Origin of the sequence: Glaciimonas sp. PAMC28666 (assembly GCF_016917355.1) — a bacterium.
Classification (GTDB): domain Bacteria; phylum Pseudomonadota; class Gammaproteobacteria; order Burkholderiales; family Burkholderiaceae_D; genus Glaciimonas.
Map to the genome: position 1 here is coordinate 2,516,762 of NZ_CP070304.1, position 25,477 is coordinate 2,542,238.

A 25,477-nucleotide genomic window follows, 5' to 3' on the forward strand; every position below is an offset into this window, starting at 1 on the left:
AGTTTGAAAAAAAGCGCTGCATAACCAAAGGTAGCAATCCAATTTAATGAACAGTCAAAGACCGCAAAGATCTTATCTGTCGTCGCCGCTCATCCCGACTAAATCGGGAATGGCGGCTTTTTCTTTGGAAAATCCGAAAGCCTTTTGTAACTGAACAGGTTTAATGAATAGAATTCCGACGTTGGCTTAATCGCCGGCGTCTTTTTGGTCAGGTTCGCAGCCGCAAGGCGTTGCGAATGAAGTGATTCTTCCGGATCGATGATCGCGGAAGAAATCCCTGATCAATAATGGCTGAAGTGCTGCATCAATGAGGGGATGGAGCAGTTCAGCTGGTGCCGAATTCATTAGCGCAAGCAGAGTGTTGATTGCGCCGATGAATAATCCGCCGGACCATCGCGATGGGCCGTCGGGTTTCCAACTTGGAGTTTGATTTTTTCCATCACGTGAAGGAGAAACAACATGGCAACAGCAATAAAGAAACCCGCAGCGAAGAAACCCGCTGTGAAGAAAGCCGCTCCGGCCAAAAAGCCAGTAGCAGCGAAAGCCCCCGTCGTCGCTAAAAAGCCAGTGGCTAAAGCAGCAGCGAAACCTGTAGCAAAAGCCGCGGCTAAAAAGCCAGTAGCAAAAGCTGCAGCGAAGCCGGTAGCAAAAGCAGCAGCGAAACCTGCAGCAAAGAAGCCGGTAGCTAAAGCAGCAGCGAAACCTGCAGCGAAACCTGCAGCGAAGAAGCCGGTAGCAAAAGCAGCAGCGAAACCTGCAGCGAAGAAGCCGGTAGCAAAAGCAGCAGCGAAACCTGCAGCGAAGAAGCCGGTAGCAAAAGCAGCAGCGAAACCTGCAGCGAAGAAGCCGGTAGCAAAAGCAGCAGCGAAACCTGCAGCGAAGAAGCCGGTAGCTAAAGCAGCAGCGAAACCTGCAGCAAAGAAACCGGTAGCTAAAGCAGCAGCGAAACCTGCGGCAAAAAAGCCAGTAGCTAAACCAGCAGCGAAGCCTGCAGCAAAAAAGGTAGCCGCGAAGCCAGCAGCTAAAGTCGCAGCTAAACCTGCAGCAAAAAAGCCAGTAAGTAAGCCAGCGGCTAAAGCAGTAGCTAAGCCAGCAGCAGCGAAGCCAGTAGCTAAACCGGTGGCAGCAGCGAAACCTGCAGCTAAAAAGCCAGCGGCAAAAAAAACAGCAGCTAAACCTGCTGCCGCTAAGCCGGTGACTGATTCAGCAGTTAAAACTATTCTGAATCCTGCTGCAGCATGGCCGTTCCCAACTGGTACGCGTCCGTAATTGTTCGTGTGTCGGAAGAGAGCCTAGTTCTTTTTAGGCGCACTACCCGCTGTATGGCCTCGTGCTATCAGCGGGTTTTTTGTTTCTTTCATCGTTGTGATGATGAAGAAAAATCGAAGAAATGCGCATTCCGTCTGGCAATGGCATTTTCAAATTGGCCGTCTTAGGTCATCATGTGCCCCAACGAGAATGTTCGTCATCGTTTAAAGTAACGACGTTGTATCGAAATGAATTGAATTGAATGTCCCGTTTTACCCGGAAAGAGAGAAAACATCGTGCTGCAGAATATTTTTTCATTGATCATCGAGACTGCCGGTAGTGTTTTGGGCGGCGTACTGTTATTGCGCTTCTGGATTCAGGCCGTTCGGGTTCGTCCGCCGCAGCAGGTTGCGCACTTCATATTTACTATTTCAGACTGGATGGTACGTCCTCTGCGCAAGGTATTGCCGGGTTTCAGTGGCTACGATTGGGCGAGCCTGATCGGTGCGCTAGTGGTCGCGCTTGCCGCCGTCGCTTTGCAACTTGCGGTCGCATCAGCATTAAATGTGCAGATTTTATTGGTTTTGGCAGCCTTGCTGTTTCTGCAATGGGTTTTTTACGGTCTGATTGGACTTTTGATTATCGAAGCCATTTTTAGCTGGGTTAATCCGCAGGCGCCGTTGGCACCGTTTGTACGCGCACTGAATGCCCCGCTGCTTGATCCTGTGCGCCGGGTTATTCCACTATTAGGTAATGTGGATCTATCGCCTCTGGTGGCGCTTATTTTATTGAGAATCATCCATCAGCTGTTGATCGCGTTGATCCAGTCGCTTTAAACGGTCACGGCGCGGAGAGGGATAGGGCGTTGGTAACGTTGGCATGCGTGGACAAGGTTTGCAGCGTGGCCCCTATTGGCACCGCTATGGACGATTTTGAGGGACGGTTTTGAGTGACGATGGGAAGCCGTGACGCGTAGCACGCGGTGCGCTTTCTGGCTCTGTCGCCAAAAGCATTTCGTTACGGCTCAAGGGAGCATGGCAGATTTGAAATGTCGTGGTCTGTTTTGCTGCCCGGGGAGGGCCGCAGTTTTCTTTTACGTCTTGCCAACGGCTTTTATTGGTAAATGGCAATTATTTCCGTTGGCTGATTGCTAATTGATTCGACCTGTTAGCTACCCATCTGGGTTTGCAGATAGTTTTGGATGCCCACTTTGTCGATCAGGTCGATTTGGGTTTCCAACCAGTCGATGTGTTCCTCTGTGTCATCCAGAATGTCCTTGAACAATTCGCGGGAGATATAGTCAGCAGCGGCCTCGGAGGCGGCGATGCCTTCCTTAACGGTGTTTTGGGCAGCTTTTTCTAGTTTTAGATCGCATGCCAGCATCTCTGGCGTATTCTCGCCTATCATCAATTTATGTAAAGCTTGCAAATTAGGCAGGCCATCCAGCATCAGAATACGGTCAATCAAGCGATCAGCATGTTTCATTTCGCCAATCGACTCTTCGTATTCTTTCTTACCAAGCTTCTCCAGGCCCCAATGTTTATACATCCGGGCGTGCAGGAAGTATTGATTAACCGCGCTGAGTTCGTTGGTCAACTGCGCGTTAAGCAGTTTAATGATGTTCTTGTCGCCTTGCATAAATGCCTCTCTAAAAATAACGATCGGCGAACGAAGGGTCTATATCGTGAAGAAATATATCCAACGTCGCCTAAAAGTAGCAATGATAGCGCAGCGGCCTCGCTTTTTCATCAACCATTAGCAGGAATCATTCGCACTCCTGTTTCGCATAACGACTTGGGGTGAAACGGCCGATATCACGCATTTGACGGGATGAAAAGGCATGCGGAACGAACTCTGGTCACAAAAGATACGAAAGCGGTCGAGTAACGCCTGAACAGCAAAAAGCCTTGGCACATTTAATGCGCAAAGGCTTTTTTGTTTCAGTTTCCGGAGATGGCCGAACCGCGTTTTAAATGGCGCACACCGAGCGTCAGGCTTTAGTACCTTTTAATGGCATTGCGCGCATTTAATCAAGATCCAGGTATCCGACTCTAAGTGACTGACGTTAAATCACTGACTCTAAATAACGGATGCTCAATATCGGGCTTTTAAACGCTTACTTAGCTTCAGGATCGGTCACAAACCCGATTTTGCCCAACCCACCGGATTGGGCCGCAGCCATCACCTGGGCTATTTTTTCATATTCCGTGGTGCGTTCAGCGCGCAAATGCAGTTCAGGCTGTGGTTCTTTTTTTGCTGCCTCCGCGATTTTCAACTGCAGTGCGTTGCGGTCCACTATTTCGTCGTTCCAATAGACTTTTCCGGCAGCATCGATAGACAGGCTGATGTTTTTTGGCTTCACCTGATCCGGTTGATTGGTCGCGCGCGGCAGGTCGATTTTGACGGCGTGATTCATCACCGGAATGGTCATGATAAAAATGATCAGCAGGACCAACATCACGTCAACTAACGGCGTGGTGTTGATCTCGGGATTAAAGTCGTCGTCCGAATCGGACAGAGAGCCCATTGACATCATGCACCTTTCACAGCGACTAACTTGGAAGTCGTTTCCGGGGGCGTTCCATTCGCAACCTTGTTGGCGTCAGCCCGTGAGCCGGTGACAAACAATGCATGTAAGTCGAAGCCGAATTTATTCAGTTTAGCGATGATGGTTTTGTTGCCGCGTACCAATGCGTTATAGCCAAAGGTAGCCGGAATCGCCACTGCCAGACCTAGCGCAGTCATGATCAGCGACTCACCCACCGGGCCAGCAACTTTATCGATACTGGCCTGGCCTGAAGTGCCGATAGCCACCAGTGCGTGATAAATTCCCCAAACGGTGCCGAAGAGTCCGACGAAAGGTGCCGTTGAGCCAACCGACGCCAATACTGCCATACCGGTCTGAAGCTTGCTGGAGGCTTCATCGATCGCCTGCCGTAAGGATAAGGTTACCCAGTCGCTGGTGGATAGCTGATCGTGCAAATGACCGCTGTGAGCGGTGTGATGGCGCATGGACACCACCCCAGCCTGGGCGACATCGGCAAATGGATTCTCGGTGCCTAAAGTAGCGATCCCCTCCGGAAGGTTGGTCGTATCCCAGAATTGATGTCCGGCGGCGTGTGCGGCACGCTGCAGGCGGATTATCTGGATCGCCTTGGTAAGGATCACGTACCACGAAGAGATGGACATGATGACCAGCAGTAACGCGACACTTTTAATGACGATATCGCCCTGTGACCAAAGCGCTTCTAAACCGTACGGGCTTACTTCCATGATTATTCCTTTATTTCTGACAAAGCGATCGTTGATTTTAGTGGTGCGGTGCCTAGGCACTATTTCGATGCATAGAGTACGCATCCAGACTCACCGTATGATGTGAGTGTTGTAATTAATAAATGTTCGAGTGAGATTGTGTTGAGTTTAAATATGTTATTTAATTTGAAAGCTGGAAATTAATTGGCACGATAGCGTACACAGGCAGGGCGACGCCATTTTCCATATAGGGTTTGAAGAGAGCTCGCATCAGTGCCTGTTTGGCGGCCTCGTCCAGACGCGCTGAACCAGAACTTTTTTGTATCTCGACCCGATCTGCGCGACCCTTTTCATTGATCAGCACGCGCATGATCACTTTGCCTTCTTCGCCCATACGCTTGGCAGCAGCTGGATATTCAGGACTAGGAGGGCGGATATATTCCACACCTGAACTGATGGTCCGGGGAACGGCAGGCGCAGCAGGTGCGGCCACGGGGGCTGGCGCAGGCGGAATGTACTCTTCCTTTTGCGGGGGCTGCGGCGCGGTTACGGGAACGGAAATGGCTTGTTCCGACGGCGTATTATTGACGACTACAGGGGCCGGGCGCGGCGGCGTGACGTGTTTCTTCACGACCTGAACGGTTTTTGGTACGGCGGGCTGGGGTTTCGGCGGCGTTGGCTCAGGTGCGCGTTCAGGCGTAATGAAGGTGGCGAATACTTCTTTCGGCATCGCTTGGGCGACCTGATGAATAAGACCGCTTTTAAGTGCGATGAAAAAACCAACGTGTAGCAAAATAATCGCGCCAAGCGGCCCGATACGTTTGACTTGATTCCACATGAAAGAGGAGACCGGCGGTGAAGACGACATTGTTGCGCTCATTTTACTAACGACTCTTTATGCAACGGTAACACCGTTCGGCATCGGTTGGAATACCAATGCGTGAATATGACGGTGTGCGGTGGGAACGTTATTATCCAAACATTCGCGCAACACATTCTTGGCACAGGAATGGCATTTTCCGCAGCTGCTTGCGACACCTAGATTCTGCCGCAATTCCCGCATGGAAGACATCCCGGAGTTAACCGCCTGGCGTATTTTCCATTCAGAGACATTATTGCAAACACAGACTATCATTTTCCACCTTTTTCGTTAAGTAGGACTTACGCAAAAGCGCCCAAGTCCTCACATACTGGCTTCAGCGGCACGATTTACTGATTCAACTCGTGCGATTACCAGTTACCAGACGTGCAAACAAATTATATTTTTCCGGCGTTGGCATGCTGCGTTCTACCAGCGTCGCCCATTGTTCCGATAGTTGCTGGCAAGTAGTGCGTAAAACCGGTGCCAGATTAGGTAATGCGGCCAAAGCTTTCAGGTGCCGTTCAATAACCGATGCCAATTTCGTGCAACCGCGCGTCTCAGGCTGATTCGTCTGGTGGTGCGCCGTGTAGTGAGACATCAGATGCAATACCGCAGAGACCAGCAATTCCGGTTGCGCCGGCGCTTCGTTGGGTTCCGCAAACTTGGTAATCAACTCATCGTTAGCCATCAGGTGCTCCTTATCAGTGACTCGCTGGCTATGTTGGCTGGCTGTTATTGGAAATCCATCTTGTCGCCGGTAATTTTCTGAAAAAAATTAAGCGGTTAAAATTAACTTATTCAACTGCGTCAGACGTAACTTATAAATTCTGCCGCCATGATCAATTTCCAGTTCTCGCATTTGCTGAAACAGGTCACGACTACTTATCCGGGTGATTGCTGGCGGGACTGCTTTGGTGGCATCGGTATCAGATTGCGCACGCTCCGGATGTTCTTTTGCACGCTGTAATGAATGACCCATAATAGTCCTTTATGTAAATGCGAACAATTCTTATTTAGATTATTCTCTATTTAAAGATGGATTGCAAGTGCTTTCACTATCTTTACGATAGGTATTCATAATTGGACGCTATTCTGTGGTCGTATTTTTAACTGTTCGAACGACTTAAATACCGTGAGGTCATTGCGAATGACACTCAGCCTCATTTATACCACGAAATAAGAATCATTATTATTCGATGCCTGGTGCGGCTACCAGTCCGACCTTATTGCAACCAAACGAACTGGTGCGCGTGCATGCAGGCGAGGATAAAAAAAAGCCATCGAAACGTTTTCGATGGCCTGTATGTATTAACAACGGCGGTCAGGTGACCGCCTTGTTGTGTTAATGCTATTCTTTCGGCTTTGCAGCTTCCCTGCGATTAAAGCCTGCCACCATGTCGAAGCGGAACAAGCGGCATTCCAGTGCCCCATTAAAAAATGGCGTTTTACGTGCTTCTTTCAGGCGTAACAATTTTGGCAAAGTCAGGTCGGCAGTGAAAAGGAACACGGTCCAGCCAGCGAAGCGTTGTTTCAAGGTGTTGCCAAACGCGTTAAAAAAATCATTAAACAAATCCTCTGTGGCCAGCGTGCTGTCACCGCGCACGCCTATGCGTTCACCGTAAGGAGGATTCGTCAAAATAATGCCTCCGCTGGCGCTGAGTTCATTGGGCGGACGCACTTCCTGTGCTTCAATTTGCTTCAATGGGACCTCAAACAGGATGCCGGCATTGCGCAGATTTTCTGACGTCATATCGATCATATCGCCAGAAATGTCGCTGCCGAAAATGGTCGGTGTCAGCGGCATGGGATTTGGCTTAATGGCACCTTTAATCGCCTGCCATTGGCCGATCTCGAAACCATGAAATTTTTCGAAAGCGAACTCGCGGCGAGCGCCAGCTGGAATTCCTGCCAGCATCTGGGCGGCTTCAATCAGGATGGTGCCAGAGCCGCACATTGGGTCGAACAAGACCGTTCCCGGTTTCCAGCCAGCGGTGCGCAGCAGTCCCGCCGCAAGGTTTTCACGCAGCGGCGCGTCGCCCGTTTCAGCGCGCCAGCCGCGTTTGAAAAGCGCTTCGCCAGAGGTATCCAGGTAAAGCGTAAAGTTATGCGCATCCAGAAAACCGACGATCCGCATGTCGGGAGCGTGGGTGTCAACAGACGGGCGTTCGTCGCAAATGTCGCGGAACCGGTCACAAATCGCATCTTTGATTTTGAGTGTGGTGAATTCCAGGCTGCGTAATGGCGATTTGATTGCGGTGATATCGACTCGAATAGTATGGTCCACACGGAACCAGTTTTCCCATTCCTGTTCGAGCGCCTTATCGTAAATATCGTTTTCCGTTTTGTAAGCGCAATGTGCAAGCCGCATCAACACACGGCTGGCGATGCGGGAGTGCAAATTCACCAGCCAGGCATCGCTGAGCAAGCCCGAGCAATGCACACCGCCAGGAACCTGGTTATGCACACGGAGCGTGACAGCGGGTGCGGCCAGCTGTGCGATTTCATTTATTTCTTCGGCAAGTGCAGTCTCCAGTCCGCGTGGACAAGGACAAAAGTAGGAGTGCTTGGAGCTTGCTGATTGTGCGGTGAGTGCTTGTGCCATGAGGGGTTCTCTTAATCCGTTAACTACATCGACAGGGATGTAGCGGTGAAAATGGTTACGCACGAAAAGTGCGTAACGGTCGTCTTGTTTCCCATTACTCACCGAAAAACAGGGTAAATAATGGGCTATAGTTGCTTCAATGGTTGCTGCTTATTTAATCATTGTATTGCTAATTAAGAGGACAGCGTGCTGCCGGACCTTTCAATTATTCGTTCGTTGCTTGTTCGATTAATTTTTCGCTACAGAACATGTTATTTTGCAAAGGCGCGTTCAATAAAATCTAGTCGGTCCTGACCCCAGTAACCTTCGCCGTCGACAACGTACCAAGGCGCTCCGAAAACATTGGCTGCAATGGCATCTTCTGTAAACCGCACAAATTCTGCCTCAACGCTGGCAGTGTCGGCGGATTTTAACAAGGTTTTACCGTCATGCCCAAGTGCCGTTGCAATTCCGATCAAGGTTTCGGTATCAGCGATGTTGCGCTCTTCTTCCCACACGGCACGCATAATGGCGCCGGTCAATTCCAATGCTGCTTGCGTTCCATGTGCCAATTGCGTCGCAATAATCAGCTTGGCGGCCTCGTCGCTGTGCACCGGGAAGTAAGTCGGTTGCAGGTTCATTGGCAACCCCAGATAATCCTTCCAGCGCGCAAGGTCTACCAGTCGATAGGCTTGCCGTTGCGGCGAACGCTTGGCTAGAGGCAAGCCGCCCGATACCCCAAAAACTTTCGACAGATCGCATGGCTTCAAGATAATTTGCACGTCATATTGCTGAGCCAGCGCGACGAATCTCGCATGCCCCAGATAGGCGAAAGGCGAATGGGGCACGAAGTAATACTCACAAATTTTGCTCATGTCGGTTCCTGTCTCGATGTTTTTCTATGTAGCTTCTGTATTTGGTTCAACTTTATCTAATGTAGCTTGCAGTAGCTAACGTTAGCTAAAGTTAGCTAAAGTTAGCTAACGAGCGTAGCAATTAGAACGGCTTGACGACCACCAGAATAACGATAGCCAGCAATAAAATCACCGGTACTTCATTGAAATAACGAAACCAGACGTGACTACGCTTGTTGGTGCCAAGTTCGAATTTTTTGAGCAGACTACCGCTGGCGTGGTGATAGCCAATTAAAAGAATGACCAGGAATAATTTGGCGTGCAACCAACCGTTACCCGGGCCTTTTCCAATGCCATAACCCAACCATAGCCATACCCCGAAAATGACAGTGCCGATCGCCAAAGGCAACATGAAGCGGTATAACTTGCGTGCCATCAACAATAATCGCTGCGTTGCCACTGGTTCGGTTTCTTGCGCCAGATTGACAAGAATACGCGGTAAATAAAACAGTCCCGCAAACCATGAAACGATAAATACGATGTGCAGCGCTTTGATCCAGAGCATGAAGTTTCCTTAAAGGTAGTCCGAAAATGGAGGTGAAACAAGAGGCGGGCTATGCTTTCAGGTGCGCACTTCACCATGACCGAACACCACGTATTTTAGCGATGTCAGCCCATCCAATCCAACCGGACCGCGCGCATGTAGCTTGTCATTTGAGATGCCAATCTCGGCGCCAAGACCAAATTCAAAGCCATCGGCAAATCGCGTGGATGCATTGACGATGACCGAGGCCGAGTCGACTTCCCGCAAAAAGCGCATCGAGCGAGAATAATTTTCGGTCACGATGCTGTCGGTATGGTGCGACGAATAATGATTGATATGCGCGATCGCCTCGTCTACGTCATCGACAATTTTTACGGCAAGAATCGGTGCCAGATATTCGGTGCTCCAGTCTTCCTCAGTGGCTGTAACCACATGCAGATAATCACATGCCCGCAGGATCTTGCTCGCCTCAGCATCGGCACGCAGCTCAACGTCTTTAGTGCGATATAAACGGGCCAGCTCGGGGAGTATCAGAGGAGCAATCGTACGGGCGATCAAGAGTGTTTCCATCGTATTACAGGTGCCATAACGATGACATTTTGCATTGAATGCAATTTTTACCGCTTTTTCCGGATCGGCCTGGTCATCGATGTAGACGTGACAAATTCCATCCAGATGTTTGATCATCGGCACTTTGGACTCTTTCATCAGGCGTTCAATCAAGCCCTTTCCGCCACGCGGAATGATCACGTCGACATATTCCGGCATGCTGATAAGGGCGCCGACCGCGGCGCGATCGGTGGTCTCGACGATCTGTACCGCATCGCCCGGCAAACCAGCGCCACTCAATCCTTCTTTGACCAGTTTTGCCAGGACCTGATTGCAATTGATTGCCTCGGAGCCGCCGCGCAAAATAGTGGCATTCCCACTTTTGATGCATAGGCCGGCCGCGTCAATGGTGACGTTTGGGCGAGCCTCGTAAATAATCCCGATTACGCCCAAAGGCACACGCATCTGGCCCACCTGGATGCCAGTCGGCCGATACTTCATGTTGGAAATCTCGCCAATTGGATCAGGCAGGGCAACGATCTGCTGCAAACCTTCAATCATGGTGGCGATCGCCTGATCGGATAAGGTCAGACGATCCAGCATCGCTTCTTCCAGGCCTGCGGCACGCGCAGCTTCCAGATCTTTTTGATTAGCGAGGCGCAATGCATCCGATTCACGGCGGATTGCCTCAGCGATCAAAGTCAAGGCGTGGTTCTTGGTTGCGGTATCGGCGCGCGCCATCAAACGCGAGGCTGCCCGGGCGCGTTGGCCGATGTCTGTGATGTATTGCTGAATATCCATAATGTGGGTGAATCTCTAATTTGTTGAATGGATGAAGAACAATCGTCCTAAGAACGTGCGACCGTCAGGCCTAATTGCAATAGCGCATCCCATGCATCGCCAGCAAACGCCTTGGCCCGCAGACCTTTCACCATCTTGTCGACTTGCGCAGCTTGTTGCAATGCTGCTTCCAGAGTCGCAAGGGATAAACGACGCAGGGCCGGTTCCATCAGACGTTCGCGCGGACCCCAGATGCGATACTCCTTGAGCAAGGCGCTCAACGGTCGGCCTTGTGTCATGCCCGATTTCAGTTTTAACAAGATGCGGCATTCTTCGGCAATCGCCCAGAGTACCAGCGGCAGCGCTTCGCCTTCACCTTTTAGTCCGTCGATCATTCTGACTAAACGGGCCACGTCGCCTGCCAGCATCGCTTCATTTAATTTAAAAACATCATAGCGTGCGACGTTAAGGACAGCGTCGTGAATCTGCTCGAAACTGAGTTTGCCTGGTGGATGCAACAGCGCCAGTTTCTGTATCTCCTGATGCGCGGCCAGCAGATTTCCCTCTACCCGATCAGCGATAAAATCGAGTGATTGGCGGTCAGCGCTGAGCTGTTGCGCGGCCAGTCGCACACCGATCCAGTTTGGCAATTGAGAGCGTTCAACCAGCGGTATATCAATATATACGCCAGTTTGCTGCAGCGATCCTACCCATGCCGCTTTTTGCGTGACCCAATCCAGCTTCGGCAACGTGATGATGGTGACATTATCCGGATTCAGGGTCGAGGCATATTGTTGCAACGCCTGACCGCCGTCTTTTCCCGGTTTGCCGGTGGGGATGTGTAGTTCGATCAATTTTTTATCGCCAAATAGCGATTGGGATTGATTCGCAGCTTGCAGTTCGCCCCATTTAAAACTGCGGTCAACCGTCAAAACGTCACGTTCGGAGCAGCCATGAGCACGTGCGCTTTTCCGAATTTTATCCGCCGCTTCGAGCGCAAGCAGATGCTCGTCGCTAGTGATGACGTAGAGCGGCGCCACTGACTTTGTCAAATGGGTATCAAGAGCGTCAATCCGCAGTTGCATCGCCGGTCCCCGTTATGGTGCTGCAGGTGTTGTCGGTGCTGCTGGCGCTGATTGGCTGGACGGCGCTGACGAAGCCGGCGCTGAACTCGCCGGTGGCGCTGGCTCGGTCCCCGTAGCGGTAGCGTTAGCTTCTGCGGCGGGTTTCAGTGCCGCCATGCGACGCAGAATTTGTTGGACCAGGTCAGTTTGCATATCGCGATACAACAGCGCCTCTTCAGCCACTTTTGAAAGTTCTTCCGATTCGTTATAGCTGATGTCACGCTTCAGCGTAATCATGGTGACCGGCATCAATTCTTTCTGCTGAGCGTCCTTCAAGCGAAATGAAAACCTTGAATAAAGCATATATTCACGCGCCCGACCCTGGCTGTTGAGGGTGAGGATCACTTTTTCCTGCGTCTGCGCGATCACCTCCAGCACGGCCTCAGCACCTTTTGCAGTCGGCACCACTTCTGTGCTGCCGCTAGCCTGAATGTTACGCTTGAGTTCAACCCCCAGCGGGGTACCCGTAGCCGAGCCCAGATAGATCGTCCTGAAAGGCAGGCTCGCGGAGCCACGCAAGTGAAAACCGCACGCAGTGAGCATGGCGGTGATGGCGATAACCATCGTCCAGCGAACTAACGTTTGGCGACTAAAGGAAACGCGCGTCATACAGATATTCCTTGTATCAAGATTCAGGACGAAAAAGCTGTCCGGGCTGGTGGCGACTCAACTGGTAACTCAACTGATAACTTAACTGACACTTCATACAACGATATTAATCAGCTTTCCAGGTACCACAATCACTTTTTTCGGTGCGCCTTCGAGGAACTTTTGCACATTTTCGTGCGCCAGGGCCATGGCTTCGATGGTCGCTTTATCGGCATCTTTAGCAACGATGATGCTGCCACGAAGTTTGCCATTCACCTGAATCATCATCTCGATTTCGCTTTGCTCCAATGCCTGAGCGTCGACCTGGGGCCAGCTTGCATCCAGAATATCGCCATGAACCTTGGCAAAGCCAAGCTCTTGCCACAAGGTATGCGTAATGTGCGGCGCAATGGGATTCAGCACGCGCAAGAAAATCGACAAGCATTCTGTCAATACCGCATTGCTGGCACCTGTGGCTTCAAGCTTGGCAGCTTCGAGCGTGTTCAGCATTTTCATGCAGGCTGAGACCACGGTGTTGTATTGAATCCGCTTCAAGTCATGATCGGCCTGTTGCAAAATCTTGTGGACCTCACGCCGCAAGGTTTTGAGTGGGCCCGACAAATCTGTGTACGGCTTGTTCGAGCCCGGAATAATATTCGCTGCCTGTGCATGGCTGAAGCTCCAGACCCTGCGCAAGAAACGGTTTGCACCTTCGACGCCAGCGTTTGACCATTCCAGTGTTTGCTCCGGTGGGGAGGCAAACATTGTGAACAAACGGGCCGTATCGGCACCGTATTCGTCAATTTGGGCCTGTGGATCAATGCCATTGTTTTTTGACTTTGACATTTTTTCCGTGCCGCCGATGATGACCGGCTGCCCGTCGGATTTCAGGGTTGCCGATTGCGGACGACCCTTCTCATCGAACGTTAAACTCACATCTTCCGGGTTGTGCCAAATTTTCTTGCCGTTGCTTTCTTCGCGGTAGTAGGTCTCATTGAGAACCATCCCCTGTGTCAGCAAATTGGTAAACGGCTCATCAAATTTCACCAATCCAAAATCGCGCATGACCTTGGTCCAGAAACGCGCATACAACAGATGTAATACCGCATGCTCAATACCACCGATGTATTGATCCATCGGCATCCAGTAGTCATTTCGTGCGTCGACCATGGCATCGGTCGAGCCGGGTGACGTGTACTTCATGTAATACCAGGATGAATCGACAAAAGTATCCATAGTGTCGGTTTCGCGGCGCGCGGGTTTGCCGCAGGTCGGACAATCGACATGGAGAAATTTTTCGTGCTTGTTCAGGGGATTGCCGCTGCCGTCCGGTACGCAATCTTCCGGCAACAGGACCGGTAAATCTTTTTCCGGTACGGGCACGTCTCCGCAGTCGTCGCAATGGATGATCGGAATCGGCGTGCCCCAATAGCGTTGGCGCGAGATGCCCCAATCGCGCAGGCGATAGGTGATTTTCTTCTCGCCGAGGCCATGCGCGGCCAGGTCGGCAGCGATGGCGTCAACTGCTTGTTGAAAGTGCATGCCGTCGTACTTGCCTGAATCGACGCAGCGACCGTTTTGTTTGTCAGCGTACCAATCGTGCCAGCTTTCGGTGGAATACACTTTGCCTTCCACAGCGATCACCGGGCGAATCGCCAATACATATTTTTGGGCGAAAGCGAAGTCGCGTTCATCATGCGCAGGCACGCCCATGACAGCGCCGTCTCCGTACGTAATCAATACATAATTGCCGACCCAGACTTCCACCAGTTGCCCGGTCAGTGGATGTGAAACGAAGAGGCCGGTGGGCATACCTTTCTTTTCCATGACCGCCATATCGGCTTCGGCAACGCCACCTTTTTTACATTCAGCGATAAACTCGACCAATTCAGGGTTGGTCTTGGCAGCAAACGTCGCCAATGCGTGTTCCGGCGCTACTACGCAAAAAGTAACGCCCTTGATGGTGTCGACACGCGTGGTAAATACCCACAATTTGCCGTCCTGAATGAGCTTGCCGTCTTCCTCAATTTTATGCGGAAACGCGAAGCGGACGCCGGTGGATTTGCCGATCCAATTGGCCTGCATCAGGCGCACGCGCTCAGGCCAGCCGGGTAACTTGGTTTCGACGTGATCCAGCAATTCTTCCGCGTAATCGGTGATCTTGGCGTAATACATCGGAATTTCACGCTTTTCAATCAGCGCACCCGAACGCCAGCCGCGACCGTCGATGACTTGCTCGTTAGCTAATACAGTTTTGTCGATTGGGTCCCAGTTGACGGTCCCGGTCTTTTTGTAGATGATGCCTTTTTCAAGCATCTTCAAAAACATCCACTGGTTCCATTTGTAATACTCTGGCTTGCACGCCGTCATTTCACGCGACCAGTCAATGGCGAGCCCCATTGATTGCATCTGCGCTTTCATGTGTTCGATGTTGCTGTACGTCCATTGTGCCGGTGGCACATTGTTAGCCATTGCCGCGTTTTCCGCAGGCATGCCAAACGCATCCCATCCCATTGGCATCAGGACGTTGAAGTTATTCATCCGCATGTAGCGATACATCACATCATTGATCGTGTAATTGCGTACATGACCCATGTGCAATTTGCCCGAAGGGTAGGGCAGCATTGAGCAGGCATAAAACTTCTGCTTGTCCTGACCGTTCTTGTCTTTGGCGTGTTCGACCACTTTATAGGCATCAATCGCGCGCCAATGGTCTTGCGTCGATTTTTCGACGTCGTTAGGGCTGTATTTTTCTTGCATGGCGTGATGAGGCTAAAAAGGTGAATGTGGGAAAGCATGGGTAAATTAACCCGGAACCGATGATTATACTGGTTCAGGTGCTCTCATAGGACAGCGCTCTCATGGCGACCTGTAAAAGGTGCCGTTAGGCGGAGCGGCTGAAACGAAGCATTGTGCGATATGTTTGTTGATACGATAAGACGGGCGGGCGTTAATCTACGCTGCTCTCTCTACATTGCTATCTCAGCGTGGAACGATTGTGAACAGAGATGCTAATGCCATGCTGCCTCCCCATCGAACTATTGAACTATCGAACCATTTCGCCGTTTCAGCTTCGCAACCCGCGCAATCTTGCTTTATTTTGCTGCAGCTGCGCTTTTTGGATCGGTTACAAAACCGATTTTTGTCACGCCGTTATTTTGTGCAAGCGACATGACCTGTGCCAAAACCTGATAACGCGTATCTTTGTCAGCGCGTAATTGCAGCTCTGGCTGCGGTTGTTTTTGTGCTGCGATAATCAGGCGCTGAGTGAGTTCAGGTTCTGCAACTGGCTGGTCATTCCAGAACATTTTGCCAGCGCGGTCAATGGACAACGTCACTGTTTCCGGTTTTTCCGGGGCGGGCGCAGATTGCGCGGTCGGTAAGTTGACCTTGACCGCGTGCGTGAACAACGGCGCTGTGATGATAAAGATCACCAGCAGAACCAACATGACGTCGACCATCGGCGTGATGTTGATATCCGCCATTGGCGCTGAGTGCTGATTGTCGTTAAATCCACCGAATGACATACTGGTTTCCGGACGCAAAGTGAGAGATGAGTTGAATCTAAAGCTGAAACTTCAGGCCGAAACAGATACCTGAATTTTTCAACGATATTATTTACCTACGCGGCTACCTGTCGTCAGATAAGCGTGCAAATCGTGCGCAAAGGCATCGAGCTCCGCCAGTGTAACGCGATTAACGCGGGTGAACGCGTTGTACGCCAGCACCGCAGGGATCGCCACGACCAGACCAAGGGCAGTCATAATCAATGCTTCGCCAACCGGTCCGGCGACTTTATCTATCTGCACCGTACCTGAAGCGGAAACCGCCATCAAAGCGTGGTAAATACCCCAGACCGTGCCAAACAAACCAACGAAAGGCGCGGTTGATCCTACCGACGCAAGCAATGTCAATCCGCTTTCCAGGCGTGAGGAGACCCGATTGATTTCGCGGCGCAACGTGCGCGTGATCAACTCGCCCAGGTCGGTTCCTGCATTGAGCGAGGCGGCGGGTTTGCTGGTCATTGGCGAACGAATGCCTGCTGCGTCTGCTGCCTGAATGGCAAGTGGCGCGTAAACGCTCTCAGTATCGACCGGTTTAATGACGGCAATTGCATCGTTCAGAGTGGGTGCCTGCCAGAAGCCGTCTAACGCGGAAGCGCTGCGCCGGATGCGCCACGAACTTAATGTTTTGGACAAAATGTAGTACCAGCTCACCACGGACATTATCAGTAGCAGATAGGCTACGCCATGGGAAACCGCATCGCCTTGCGACCAATAGTGGGCGAACCCTAGATTATCATTCATGTTGTTGATCCGGATGGTGGTAGGGCAGCATAACGACCTTTAAGCGGGGATCATTAGTTGGCAACAATTTATTACATTTGAGCGCTATTCGGACGATTTTTCGTTTTCAATTCGACATCGTCCGAGACCAGCGGGTGACAAAATTCCAGTGCAATTATGCAATAATTCAGTTGTGCAATTAACGCAAACCGAGAACATCCTGCATGTCATATAGACCGGTTGCTTTATCGTTGAGAAAGCGGGCGGCCCGCAGACTGCCGTGCGCATAGGTTACCCGGCTGGAGGATTTGTGCGTAATTTCAACGCGTTCGCCATCGCTGGCAAACAGCACGGTATGGTCGCCGACGATATCGCCGCCCCGTATGGATGCGAATCCTATTGTGGATGGATCGCGAGCGCCGGTCACTCCCTCGCGCGAATAGACGGCGACTTCGTCGAGCTTGCGACCAAGCGCGTCGGCAATCACTTCGCCCATTTTCAAGGCTGTACCGGATGGCGCGTCCACTTTGTGACGGTGATGCGCTTCGATAATCTCAATATCATAGCCGTGCGAAAAACTTTTCGCTGCCATTTCCAGCAATTTCATGGTGACATTGACGCCAACACTCATGTTGGGTGCGAACAGGATGGCGGTTTTTTTTGCCGCTTCTGCAATGGCCGCCTTACCAGCTTCATCAAACCCGGTCGTGCCGATAATCATCTTGATGCCATGTTCGGCGCAATACGCGAGGTGCGTCAGCGTTCCTTCGGGACGGGTAAAGTCGATCAGGAACGCGGCGTTGTGCAAGCCCTTATCCAGATCGGACTCGATCAGGACACCGGCGGGTTTGCCCAGAAACGCAGCAGCGTCAGATCCAAGTCCGGGTGCCGTCGGCACATCCAGCGCTCCGGTTAATGTGGCATCTTCGGCATTCTGAATAGCTTCGATGAGCATATGCCCCATGCGACCGGACGCGCCAGCAACAGCAATTTTCATTTGATTCATAGTTAACTCGGATTTTGGCCGGTTTATTGTGCAGGCGAGGTAGGTGGAGGGGTTGGCACGTCTTTAGCGATGCCGCTATCTTTGGTGGCTTTTTTTGCTTCTTTATTGCCCCCCGAGATGCGCGCAAGGTAATCAGCTTCGGTCGGTAAATCAGAACCGCCTTCAATGCTGCTCACGAGGTTGTCTTTAAAGAAAACGCTGACGCGGCTGGAGGTAATTTCGCCATTGCCTTTTTGCAAACGGAATACGTAATCCCAGCGATTGGCATGAAACATGTCGGTCAGCAACGGCGCACCCAGTGCAAAAGACACTTGCTCTGTGGTCATCCCCTCTTTGACCTGGGAGATCATTTCTTTCGAAACAAAATTACCCTGCTGAATATTGTAGCGATAAGGCGAGAAAATTCCGAAGAAACGGGGATTCTTGATGGTTTGGACGCCGTTGTTCGCCGTCGCGCTGGTCGGCGTAGCCGAACTCGCGTTAGCGCCATTGGTGCCGGTTGCCGAAGTCGGGCCGTCAATTAGGGGGGTTTTAGATGCGCATCCTGCTAACAAAGCTATCGAAACGGCAGCCAGTGTCAGGGCGGAGGTGCGGGCACTACGGGAGAGCAACATTCGCATAAGGATCTCAATTGATTGAGCAATTGTGCTAAAACGCTATATGATAAAGCAGATCATCCATTTGCGACGTAAACATGCCTAACAATCCATCAGAACTAAAAGCCAGTGGCCTTAAAGCTACTTTACCGCGACTTAAGATTTTGGAAATTTTCCAAAATAGCGAGGTGCGCCACCTCAGCGCCGAAGACGTCTACAAGATTTTACTTACCGAGAATTTAGATGTCGGTTTGGCAACTGTTTATCGTGTACTGACGCAATTCGAGCAAGCCGGGCTATTGCAGCGGAATCATTTTGAAACCGGCAAGGCCGTTTTTGAGCTAAACGAAGGTTCGCACCATGACCACCTGGTTTGTCTGGTCTGCGGACTGGTCGAAGAGTTTTATGATGAAGAAATCGAAAATCGTCAGAAAGCTGTCGCCACGGAACGCGGCTTTGAGATCGCGGATCACGCTCTCGCGCTATACGGCCACTGCCGGAACTGCGTAAAAAAGTAAACGCTGGCATCAATGCGGTTATTGCAGCGTGACCTTGTGCAGCGTGACCGTGTCGCGTTGTTGGCATGGAAATAAGGTAAACGGACCAGGAGCCTTTGCAGAATAGCTTCTGGCTCGCGCTCCCGTTCAGTCTCGATTAATTTTGACTCAAGGCGTTGGAAAGTAGCTTCGCGGTGATATCAACAATCGGTATCACGCGTTGATACGCCATTCGGGTAGGTCCGATGACACCTAGCGTGCCCACAATTTTTCCATTCACTTCGTAGGGTGCGGTGACTACGCTCATTTCTTCCATTGGTACCAGCTGCGATTCGCCACCGATGAATATTTGCACCCCCGTCGCCTTCCCAGATATATCCAGCAGCCGCATCAAATTGGTCTTTTGCTCAAACATATCAAACAGTTTGCGCAGAGAACTCATGCTGGACGATAGATCGGTCACGCTCAGTAAGTTGCGCTCTCCCGAGATGACAACTTCATCCGCATCGTCGGTCATCGCCTCGCTACCGGCCTCAACAGCGGCCATCATGAGTCGATTCATGTCATCGCGCAACTGGCGCACTTCTGTCTGCAGGCGCAGGCGAACGTCGTCAATACTTTGTCCGCCGTAATTTTGATTAATAAAATTAGCCGCGTGGATGAGTTGGGATGGCGTGTAATCGACATCGGTCAGTAATAATCTATTTTGCACATCGCCACTCGGACCGACAATGACGAGCAATATACGTTTTTCGGATAGGCGTAAGAACTCGATTTGCTGAAATATCGACTCTCTTCGCGGCGTCAGGACCACGCCGGCAAATTGCGAGAGCGAGGACAGCACCTGCGCCGCGTTGGCGATGATTTTTTGCGGTGAGTTGGTTTGCAGCCTCGTTTGCATTCGTGATTCAAGCGCGCTTTCATCAATCGGCTGGACCGTGAGCAAGGTGTCCACAAACACGCGATAACCTCTGGGCGTCGGCACCCGTCCGGCGGAGGTATGGGGACTGGCGACGAACCCCATTTCTTCCAGATCCGCCATGATATTGCGGATAGTTGCCGGGGATAATTCTAATCCGGAGATTTTTGAAAGTGCGCGAGAGCCCACCGGCTGACCGTCTGCAATGTAGCGTTCGACCAAAGCCTTCAATAAAGTTTGCGCGCGAGTATCAAGATGCATGGTGTTTATTGTTAGGTGCTGGCGGGACTTGCCATGGGCTATGAACGACTGCTTCGTAGCCCTTAATAATTGTATTTATACACTGTTAAGCCGCATCGCGCCTATTTGCGGACATCGCCACTTGTCTTTACTGGCTTTTACGCGTTTTTAATGGTTTTTATTTTATCTTAGAAGCCTATTTTGCATCCGGCTACGGGATCTCTGGCGCGCGTGGCGTCAACGGTTGCGGGCCTGACTAGCCTGACCATTCAGCCATGCTTCAAGCTCATGCAATGACCTACACTCCGCGTCCGCGACAATTCCTGCGGGTAATACGCGGTCAAATCGATTAATCCAGACGCTGCGCAACCCCGCCTCCCCGGCCCCCATCACGTCTAAATGCGGATCGTCGCCGACATACACTGCTTGTTCCGGTTTAACGTCAAGGGCATCGCAGGCGGCGTGAAAGATGGTCGGATCGGGTTTAGCACAGCCAAAGCTATGCGCGGCGATGGAAATGGCGAAATGCTGTGACAGGCCGATTATCTCCAAATCTGCGAAGCCGTTCGATACGGAACCCAATAACAGGTGTTGGCTCAAGCGGGTGAGCACCGGCTGAACATCGTCGAAAGGCGTCACCGCATGGCGCGCCTCCGCAAAAAGCGCCATAGCTGCATCAATCTTAGAGACATCTTCACCCACCGCATTGAATGCCTCGGTCAGCCCTGCGTGGCGTAATGCGGATAAATTAATTTTAAACAGTGGGTCAGTGGCGCTCAATGCCTGGCGTCTTTGACGCAGAGTGTCTATCGTATAAGCGCGTGACACTGCCGGTGCATTCAGGCAAAGCCAGTCATATAAGAGTTTTTCCGCGCGCACCAATACCGGCATGATCGGCCACAGAGTATCATCGAGATCGAACAGCACAGCTTTAATCGGTCCGTGGGGCGCTGGCTTGGGTGCAGATTGATGGCTGACGATATTATTCATGACAATTGAGGGACTATCCTTTAGAGAAGCTTTAATGCAGACCTAAATTATGGTCTAATCGGCAGCATGTGGCCTATAAAATTATCTCACCAACAGAATTTACCTAGTTTGCCTAAAACCATAGCGATTGTTGGCAAGTATTTTGCCGCTGGTATCGACGACTCCTTAACCGAGGTCGCCGACTTTTTGCAAGTGCGCGGACATAAAGTGGTGTTCGAGGCCGAGACCGCCCAAAATATTGCATTGACCGGATTCGAGGCCATGACGCCGGAACAAATCGGGCAACAGGCCGATGCCGCCATCATCGTCGGCGGCGACGGCACCATGTTAGGGATTGCGCGGCAGCTGGCACCTTACGATGTCCCGCTGATCGGTATTAACCAGGGGCGACTCGGTTTCATGACCGATATTTCATTAGAGCGCATGTTGCCGGTACTGGGTGAAATGCTGGATGGAAAGTATGAGTCCGAGCGGCGGTCCTTGTTGCAAGGTGTGGTCAAGCGCGACGACGTGGATATCTTCAGTGCGCTGGCGTTCAATGACATCGTGGTTTCCCGCGGCGGTACTTCGGGCATGGCAGAGTTGCGCGTCGATGTGGATGGCCGTTTTATGTATAACCAGCGTTCCGATGGGCTTATTGTGTCGACCCCGACCGGTTCCACGGCGTATGCGCTATCTGCAGGCGGGCCATTGCTGCATCCCTCGTTGAATGGCATTGTATTGGTGCCAATTGCCCCACATGCGTTGTCTAATCGACCTATCGTCGTGCCGGATAGCAGTGAAATCGTGATTGAAATTGTCAATGGGCGAGAGATCAACGTCAATTTTGATATGCAGTCGCTTACCAGCTTGCAACTCGGAGACCGCATTGTCATTCAGCGCTCTGAGCACACCATCACCTTTTTACATCCTGCTGGCTGGAGCTACTACGAAACGCTGCGTCAAAAATTGCACTGGAATGAATACCCGTCGGCAGACGGTCATTTGCGCTGATTGTGCTGATTTTTATGAGTGTTCTGGGTGTCCTCAGCATCGAATAGTGCGCAATAAATACCCACGTGCAGGATAGCGCCTTATCCTGCGCGATCAATTACGGTACACTGCTCGGTCAGCTACATGGCTGTTAGCCGTGACCAGCGACACCATTGTCAGCTCCCTGAAACCGATTTCTGCTCTATAACCTGAACTTGTCGATTCCATGCTGCGCACCCTTTCCATTCGCGATTTTGTGATCGTTGATGCCATTGAGCTTGACCTTGCCTCTGGCTTTACAGTCTTCACCGGCGAAACCGGTGCGGGAAAATCTATCCTGATTGATGCGCTGGCGCTGGCATTGGGCGGGCGAGGTGACGCCAGCGTCGTGCGTGAAGGCGCGGCCAAAGCCGATATCAGCGCCGAATTCTCGGTATCGAACCGTAGCGAAGGTAGCCCGATTGATACCAGCGAAGCAGTGCAGGCGTGGTTGGCGACGAACGAGTTTGAGAGCGAGGAAGGTGGCGTGCTATTACGCCGGGTCATCGACAATGCGGGGCGCTCCAAGGCCTACATTAATGGCATTGCCGCTACTGCCGGGCAGTTGCGCGAACTGGGCGAAATGCTGGTCGATATTCACGGTCAACACGCCCATCAGTCGTTACTGAAAGCAGACTCGCAACGCTTGTTGTTAGATGGGCAGGCAGGCTTACAAGAAGATTTGCAGAACGTTGCGAGCGCGTATAAAAACTGGCGCGCATTGTCGCGGCAACGCCAGGAATTTGAAACTAACGCCAAGAACGTTTTGCTGGAACGCGAGCGTCTTGAGTGGCAAGTCAACGAGTTGGAAAAGCTGGCAGTCAAGTCGGGCGAGTGGGACGAGATCACCAATGAACATAGTCGTTTGTCCCATGCTGCAAGCTTGATTGAAGGCGCGCAAGAGGCCCTTAATCTGATATCTGAGTCTGAAAGCCCGATGCTGTCCCAATTGTCCGGCCTGAATATCAAGATTGGCAAACTGGTCGACCTGGACGCAAACCTGAAACCGGTTCTGGAAGCGCTGGAGCCCGCGCGGATACAATTGCAAGAAGCGGTGTATGCCCTCAATGATTATCTGAGCCGGGTTGAACTTGACCCTGCACGCCTGAACGAAGTTGATCGCAGGTTAGAAGCGATCCACTCGGCTTCGCGCAAATTCAGATTGGAGCCGGACGCCATCCCGCAGGAACTCGTCACGCTTTCTTTGCAATTGCAGCAATTGGCTGACGCCAGCGATTTGGATGCCTTGCGTGCGCAGGAAGAAAAACTCAAGACAACTTATCTTGGATTGGCGCAAAAGTTGTCAAAGGCACGTCTCAAAGCGGCAAAAAGTTTAACCCAAACCGTAACGCTGGCCATGCAGGAGTTGAGCATGAGTGGTGGGCGTTTTGTGGCCGCCTTAAATCCTTGCGAACCCGCCGCTTATGGGATTGAACAAGTTGAATTTCTGGTCGCCGGTCATGCTGGCGTCGCACCTCGGCCTTTGGCAAAGGTTGCCTCTGGCGGCGAGCTGGCCCGGATTGCGTTGGCGATTTCGGTGATTACATCCAGCGCCACTGCCACCCCGACGCTAATATTCGATGAGGTTGATAGTGGCATAGGCGGCGGCGTTGCCGAAGTTGTTGGTCGCCTGCTAAAACGTCTCGGTCAGGCCCGTCAGGTGTTGTGCGTCACGCATTTACCCCAGGTTGCCAGCCAGGCTAACCAGCATTTTCAGGTTAGCAAACAAAGTGCCGCCAACAAAACGGTATCCGCCATCGATAGCCTCGATACAAAAGGCAGGGTCGAAGAGATTGCGCGGATGTTGGGCGGTCTGGAAATTACCGCGACCACCCGCAAGCATGCGCGGGAGCTGCTGGCTTCATAGCTTAATTTTATAGCTTAATTTTATAGCTTAATTTTATAGCTTAATTTTTCGGCTTCGGTTCATAAGTTAGCTTCATGGTTTAATTTCATCGCCTAGCGTTATATCGTGGTCGCTACCCACTCACCAGTGCAGAATTCAGGATATTTTTTAGGAACTTCGCATGACCTTTCGTAAAGAGCCACCCTTCACGCACGGTATTACCGCCAAAACAGCGGTAGTGCTGATCAATCTGGGAACGCCGGACGCTCCGACTTCCAGCGCAGTGCGGCGGTATTTAAAGGAATTTCTCTCCGATACCCGCGTGGTCGAAATTCCACGCGCCATCTGGTGGTTGATCTTGCACTGCATTATTTTGCCGTTTCGCTCCAGAAAATCGGCGCTGAAATACGCGTCGATATGGACCAATGAAGGTTCTCCGCTGAAGGTGCATACCGAAAAGCAGGCGAAACTGCTGCGTGGATATCTTGGCCAACGTGGGCATAAAGTACAGGTCGCCTACGCTATGCGCTATGGCAATCCTTCGGTGTCATCGGTTCTGGACCAGTTAAAACTGGACGGTTGTGATCGGGTCCTCATTATTCCGGCCTACCCGCAGTATTCGGCGACCACTACCGCATCCATCTTTGATGCGGTGTTCAGCCATTACGCCAAGGTGCGCAATGTGCCGGAGCTGCGTTTGATGAAGCATTATCACGATAACGAAGCCTATATTCATGCGCTAAAAGAATCCGTGCTGGCGCATTGGGCGATGAACGGGATGCCGGATAAATTGGTATTAAGCTTTCATGGCGTACCCAAACGTACGCTGCTACTAGGCGATCCGTATCATTGCGAGTGTTATAAAACCGCGAGATTGTTGGCGCAAGCGCTCGATCTGTCGCCAGACCAATACCTGGTCACATTTCAGTCGCGCTTCGGCAAGGCGGAGTGGCTGCAACCTTACACTGCCCCGACGTTGGAGAAATTAGCCAAACAAGGCGTCGCGCGCGTAGACGTAATGTGCCCCGGTTTTACCAGTGATTGTCTGGAAACGCTGGAAGAGATTGGTATGGAAGCAAAAGCGGACTTTTTGAAAGCGGGCGGCAAAGAGTTTTATCTGATCCCGTGCTTAAACGAGTCACCGATATGGATTCAGGGTTTGGCGACGGTGGCCGAGGAGCAATTAATCGGCTGGCCAACACATTTATCCGCCAACGACCTTGCTGAGCAACAATTACAAGAGAAAGTGCAAAAGGCTGAAGCGTTGCGCGTGGGAGCGGCTAAATAATATCAAGCTACTATCAAGCTAATATTAAGCGCTTAGTAACGCATGATGATAAAAATCGTCAAAATCACGCAACCGATTGAACAATTGCAAACTACCAGCGTGCAAATTAATAAATAGCAACGAGATGTGAATAGCTGATCCAGCCAGCGGCTAAAGAGATATACAACAGCATAAACGCTGAAATGAGGGATAGTTTCATGATATTCACCTATGGCGGAGTCAACTCTCGACTTTCGATTTGAACGCCTTGAAATTTCCGTTAAAAGACTACATACGCAAATGATAGTTGTCTTGATGCGTTGCAGCAAACGCAAAGGGGTAAAATGTGAAACAAATTGTTGCAATGCCACACATTGACTTAAGTTAAATCCCTTGAAAAAGTAGGGGATAGCCCCATTTGGCTAGGCATAGAGTCA

The 25,477-nt window shown here is 51.3% G+C and carries 26 protein-coding genes; 6 read left to right on the plus strand and 20 right to left on the minus strand.

The window, feature by feature from the left end; genetic code table 11:
• Nucleotides 1-459 precede the first annotated feature (459 nt).
• The gene (locus tag JQN73_RS10685; RefSeq protein WP_205322994.1) at nt 460-1,269 is read left to right on the plus strand and encodes a histone; all 810 of its coding nucleotides are present in this window, start codon (nt 460-462) and stop codon (nt 1,267-1,269) included.
• A 275-nt stretch (nt 1,270-1,544) separates the two neighbouring features.
• Nucleotides 1,545-2,084, plus strand: coding sequence for a YggT family protein (locus JQN73_RS10690; RefSeq protein ID WP_205322995.1), 540 nt, complete (start codon nt 1,545-1,547; stop codon nt 2,082-2,084).
• Between the two features lie 331 nt (nt 2,085-2,415).
• On the opposite strand, the gene bfr is transcribed toward JQN73_RS10690, so the two are convergent.
• The 18 genes from bfr to JQN73_RS10780 all read right to left on the minus strand — a co-directional run bounded on the left by bfr (nt 2,416) and on the right by JQN73_RS10780 (nt 18,294).
• Nucleotides 2,416-2,886 (minus strand): bacterioferritin, encoded by a 471-nt coding sequence (gene bfr / locus JQN73_RS10695; RefSeq protein ID WP_205322996.1) that lies wholly within the window; start codon nt 2,884-2,886, stop codon nt 2,416-2,418.
• A 478-nt stretch (nt 2,887-3,364) separates the two neighbouring features.
• A complete protein-coding gene (locus JQN73_RS10700) occupies nt 3,365-3,781 on the minus strand; it encodes a biopolymer transporter ExbD (RefSeq protein WP_205323313.1) in 417 nt (138 codons plus the stop codon).
• Nucleotides 3,781-4,521 (minus strand): MotA/TolQ/ExbB proton channel family protein, encoded by a 741-nt coding sequence (locus tag JQN73_RS10705; protein ID WP_205322997.1) that lies wholly within the window; start codon nt 4,519-4,521, stop codon nt 3,781-3,783. Before JQN73_RS10705 ends, JQN73_RS10700 begins: the two co-directional genes overlap by 1 nt.
• 160 nt (nt 4,522-4,681) lie before the next feature.
• A complete protein-coding gene (locus tag JQN73_RS10710; protein ID WP_205322998.1) occupies nt 4,682-5,380 on the minus strand; it encodes an energy transducer TonB in 699 nt (232 codons plus the stop codon).
• Between the two features lie 15 nt (nt 5,381-5,395).
• The gene (locus tag JQN73_RS10715; protein WP_205322999.1) at nt 5,396-5,635 is read right to left on the minus strand and encodes a (2Fe-2S)-binding protein; all 240 of its coding nucleotides are present in this window, start codon (nt 5,633-5,635) and stop codon (nt 5,396-5,398) included.
• 82 nt (nt 5,636-5,717) lie between these two features.
• Nucleotides 5,718-6,050, minus strand: a complete 333-nt coding sequence (locus JQN73_RS10720) for a hypothetical protein (protein ID WP_205323000.1) — start codon at nt 6,048-6,050, stop codon at nt 5,718-5,720.
• Nucleotides 6,051-6,137: 87 nt separating this feature from the next.
• Nucleotides 6,138-6,341 carry a hemin uptake protein HemP gene (hemP, locus tag JQN73_RS10725; RefSeq protein ID WP_205323001.1) on the minus strand — a complete coding sequence of 68 codons (204 nt, stop codon included), beginning with the start codon at nt 6,339-6,341 and terminating at the stop codon, nt 6,138-6,140.
• 369 nt (nt 6,342-6,710) lie between these two features.
• Nucleotides 6,711-7,964, minus strand: coding sequence for a class I SAM-dependent RNA methyltransferase (locus JQN73_RS10730; RefSeq protein WP_205323002.1), 1,254 nt, complete (start codon nt 7,962-7,964; stop codon nt 6,711-6,713).
• A 251-nt stretch (nt 7,965-8,215) separates the two neighbouring features.
• Complete coding sequence (locus JQN73_RS10735) at nt 8,216-8,818, minus strand: 2-hydroxychromene-2-carboxylate isomerase (RefSeq protein WP_205323003.1); 603 nt, start codon at nt 8,816-8,818, stop codon at nt 8,216-8,218.
• 121 nt (nt 8,819-8,939) lie between these two features.
• Nucleotides 8,940-9,362 (minus strand): CopD family protein, encoded by a 423-nt coding sequence (locus JQN73_RS10740; protein WP_205323004.1) that lies wholly within the window; start codon nt 9,360-9,362, stop codon nt 8,940-8,942.
• 57 nt (nt 9,363-9,419) lie between these two features.
• Nucleotides 9,420-10,691, minus strand: a complete 1,272-nt coding sequence (locus JQN73_RS10745) for a glutamate-5-semialdehyde dehydrogenase (protein WP_205323005.1) — start codon at nt 10,689-10,691, stop codon at nt 9,420-9,422.
• Nucleotides 10,692-10,738: 47 nt separating this feature from the next.
• Complete coding sequence (gene holA, locus JQN73_RS10750) at nt 10,739-11,755, minus strand: DNA polymerase III subunit delta (RefSeq protein WP_205323006.1); 1,017 nt, start codon at nt 11,753-11,755, stop codon at nt 10,739-10,741.
• A gap of 12 nt (nt 11,756-11,767) precedes the next feature.
• The gene (gene lptE / locus JQN73_RS10755) at nt 11,768-12,403 is read right to left on the minus strand and encodes an LPS assembly lipoprotein LptE (protein WP_205323007.1); all 636 of its coding nucleotides are present in this window, start codon (nt 12,401-12,403) and stop codon (nt 11,768-11,770) included.
• 93 nt (nt 12,404-12,496) lie between these two features.
• The gene (gene leuS / locus JQN73_RS10760; RefSeq protein WP_205323008.1) at nt 12,497-15,142 is read right to left on the minus strand and encodes a leucine--tRNA ligase; all 2,646 of its coding nucleotides are present in this window, start codon (nt 15,140-15,142) and stop codon (nt 12,497-12,499) included.
• A gap of 335 nt (nt 15,143-15,477) precedes the next feature.
• Nucleotides 15,478-15,909: a biopolymer transporter ExbD gene (locus tag JQN73_RS10765; protein ID WP_205323009.1), complete on the minus strand. Its 432-nt coding sequence runs from the start codon at nt 15,907-15,909 to the stop codon at nt 15,478-15,480.
• Nucleotides 15,910-15,996: 87 nt separating this feature from the next.
• On the minus strand, nt 15,997-16,689 hold the full coding sequence (locus JQN73_RS10770) for a MotA/TolQ/ExbB proton channel family protein (RefSeq protein ID WP_205323010.1): 693 nt from the start codon (nt 16,687-16,689) through the stop codon (nt 15,997-15,999).
• Nucleotides 16,690-16,867: 178 nt separating this feature from the next.
• Nucleotides 16,868-17,674 (minus strand): 4-hydroxy-tetrahydrodipicolinate reductase, encoded by an 807-nt coding sequence (dapB, locus tag JQN73_RS10775; RefSeq protein ID WP_205323011.1) that lies wholly within the window; start codon nt 17,672-17,674, stop codon nt 16,868-16,870.
• 23 nt (nt 17,675-17,697) lie between these two features.
• Nucleotides 17,698-18,294: an outer membrane protein assembly factor BamE gene (locus JQN73_RS10780; RefSeq protein WP_205323012.1), complete on the minus strand. Its 597-nt coding sequence runs from the start codon at nt 18,292-18,294 to the stop codon at nt 17,698-17,700.
• 74 nt (nt 18,295-18,368) lie between these two features.
• Between JQN73_RS10780 and fur the strand changes: the two genes are divergently transcribed.
• Entirely contained in the window at nt 18,369-18,788 is a 420-nt protein-coding gene (fur, locus tag JQN73_RS10785; protein ID WP_205323013.1) for a ferric iron uptake transcriptional regulator, read from the plus strand.
• Nucleotides 18,789-18,924: 136 nt separating this feature from the next.
• Here fur and hrcA read toward each other — a convergent pair whose 3' ends face one another.
• Both hrcA and JQN73_RS10795 read right to left on the minus strand, forming a co-directional pair.
• Nucleotides 18,925-19,947 carry a heat-inducible transcriptional repressor HrcA gene (hrcA, locus tag JQN73_RS10790; RefSeq protein ID WP_205323014.1) on the minus strand — a complete coding sequence of 341 codons (1,023 nt, stop codon included), beginning with the start codon at nt 19,945-19,947 and terminating at the stop codon, nt 18,925-18,927.
• A 216-nt stretch (nt 19,948-20,163) separates the two neighbouring features.
• The gene (locus JQN73_RS10795) at nt 20,164-20,916 is read right to left on the minus strand and encodes an HAD family hydrolase (protein ID WP_205323015.1); all 753 of its coding nucleotides are present in this window, start codon (nt 20,914-20,916) and stop codon (nt 20,164-20,166) included.
• 66 nt (nt 20,917-20,982) lie between these two features.
• Here JQN73_RS10795 and JQN73_RS10800 point away from each other — a divergent pair, with 66 nt between their 5' ends.
• The 3 genes from JQN73_RS10800 to hemH all read left to right on the plus strand — a co-directional run bounded on the left by JQN73_RS10800 (nt 20,983) and on the right by hemH (nt 25,061).
• Nucleotides 20,983-21,909, plus strand: a complete 927-nt coding sequence (locus JQN73_RS10800) for an NAD kinase (protein WP_205323016.1) — start codon at nt 20,983-20,985, stop codon at nt 21,907-21,909.
• Nucleotides 21,910-22,114: 205 nt separating this feature from the next.
• A complete protein-coding gene (gene recN, locus JQN73_RS10805) occupies nt 22,115-23,794 on the plus strand; it encodes a DNA repair protein RecN (protein WP_205323017.1) in 1,680 nt (559 codons plus the stop codon).
• 160 nt (nt 23,795-23,954) lie between these two features.
• Nucleotides 23,955-25,061 (plus strand): ferrochelatase, encoded by a 1,107-nt coding sequence (gene hemH / locus JQN73_RS10810; protein ID WP_205323018.1) that lies wholly within the window; start codon nt 23,955-23,957, stop codon nt 25,059-25,061.
• Nucleotides 25,062-25,477 lie beyond the last annotated feature (416 nt).

Excerpts from the sequence above, each read along its gene's own strand:
- JQN73_RS10685 (WP_205322994.1), top strand. The coding sequence starts at position 460 with ATGGCAACAGCAATAAAGAAACCCGCAGCGAAGAAACCCGCTGTGAAG.
- bfr (WP_205322996.1), bottom strand. The coding sequence starts at position 2,886 with ATGCAAGGCGACAAGAACATCATTAAACTGCTTAACGCGCAGTTGACC.
- JQN73_RS10700 (WP_205323313.1), bottom strand. The coding sequence starts at position 3,781 with ATGTCAATGGGCTCTCTGTCCGATTCGGACGACGACTTTAATCCCGAG.
- JQN73_RS10705 (WP_205322997.1), bottom strand. The coding sequence starts at position 4,521 with ATGGAAGTAAGCCCGTACGGTTTAGAAGCGCTTTGGTCACAGGGCGAT.
- JQN73_RS10710 (WP_205322998.1), bottom strand. The coding sequence starts at position 5,380 with ATGAGCGCAACAATGTCGTCTTCACCGCCGGTCTCCTCTTTCATGTGG.
- JQN73_RS10715 (WP_205322999.1), bottom strand. The coding sequence starts at position 5,635 with ATGATAGTCTGTGTTTGCAATAATGTCTCTGAATGGAAAATACGCCAG.
- JQN73_RS10720 (WP_205323000.1), bottom strand. The coding sequence starts at position 6,050 with ATGGCTAACGATGAGTTGATTACCAAGTTTGCGGAACCCAACGAAGCG.
- hemP (WP_205323001.1), bottom strand. The coding sequence starts at position 6,341 with ATGGGTCATTCATTACAGCGTGCAAAAGAACATCCGGAGCGTGCGCAA.
- JQN73_RS10730 (WP_205323002.1), bottom strand. The coding sequence starts at position 7,964 with ATGGCACAAGCACTCACCGCACAATCAGCAAGCTCCAAGCACTCCTAC.
- JQN73_RS10735 (WP_205323003.1), bottom strand. The coding sequence starts at position 8,818 with ATGAGCAAAATTTGTGAGTATTACTTCGTGCCCCATTCGCCTTTCGCC.
- JQN73_RS10740 (WP_205323004.1), bottom strand. The coding sequence starts at position 9,362 with ATGCTCTGGATCAAAGCGCTGCACATCGTATTTATCGTTTCATGGTTT.
- JQN73_RS10745 (WP_205323005.1), bottom strand. The coding sequence starts at position 10,691 with ATGGATATTCAGCAATACATCACAGACATCGGCCAACGCGCCCGGGCA.
- holA (WP_205323006.1), bottom strand. The coding sequence starts at position 11,755 with ATGCAACTGCGGATTGACGCTCTTGATACCCATTTGACAAAGTCAGTG.
- lptE (WP_205323007.1), bottom strand. The coding sequence starts at position 12,403 with ATGACGCGCGTTTCCTTTAGTCGCCAAACGTTAGTTCGCTGGACGATG.
- leuS (WP_205323008.1), bottom strand. The coding sequence starts at position 15,142 with ATGCAAGAAAAATACAGCCCTAACGACGTCGAAAAATCGACGCAAGAC.
- JQN73_RS10765 (WP_205323009.1), bottom strand. The coding sequence starts at position 15,909 with ATGTCATTCGGTGGATTTAACGACAATCAGCACTCAGCGCCAATGGCG.
- JQN73_RS10770 (WP_205323010.1), bottom strand. The coding sequence starts at position 16,689 with ATGAATGATAATCTAGGGTTCGCCCACTATTGGTCGCAAGGCGATGCG.
- dapB (WP_205323011.1), bottom strand. The coding sequence starts at position 17,674 with ATGAATCAAATGAAAATTGCTGTTGCTGGCGCGTCCGGTCGCATGGGG.
- JQN73_RS10780 (WP_205323012.1), bottom strand. The coding sequence starts at position 18,294 with ATGCGAATGTTGCTCTCCCGTAGTGCCCGCACCTCCGCCCTGACACTG.
- fur (WP_205323013.1), top strand. The coding sequence starts at position 18,369 with ATGCCTAACAATCCATCAGAACTAAAAGCCAGTGGCCTTAAAGCTACT.
- hrcA (WP_205323014.1), bottom strand. The coding sequence starts at position 19,947 with ATGCATCTTGATACTCGCGCGCAAACTTTATTGAAGGCTTTGGTCGAA.
- JQN73_RS10795 (WP_205323015.1), bottom strand. The coding sequence starts at position 20,916 with ATGAATAATATCGTCAGCCATCAATCTGCACCCAAGCCAGCGCCCCAC.
- JQN73_RS10800 (WP_205323016.1), top strand. The coding sequence starts at position 20,983 with ATGTGGCCTATAAAATTATCTCACCAACAGAATTTACCTAGTTTGCCT.
- recN (WP_205323017.1), top strand. The coding sequence starts at position 22,115 with ATGCTGCGCACCCTTTCCATTCGCGATTTTGTGATCGTTGATGCCATT.
- hemH (WP_205323018.1), top strand. The coding sequence starts at position 23,955 with ATGACCTTTCGTAAAGAGCCACCCTTCACGCACGGTATTACCGCCAAA.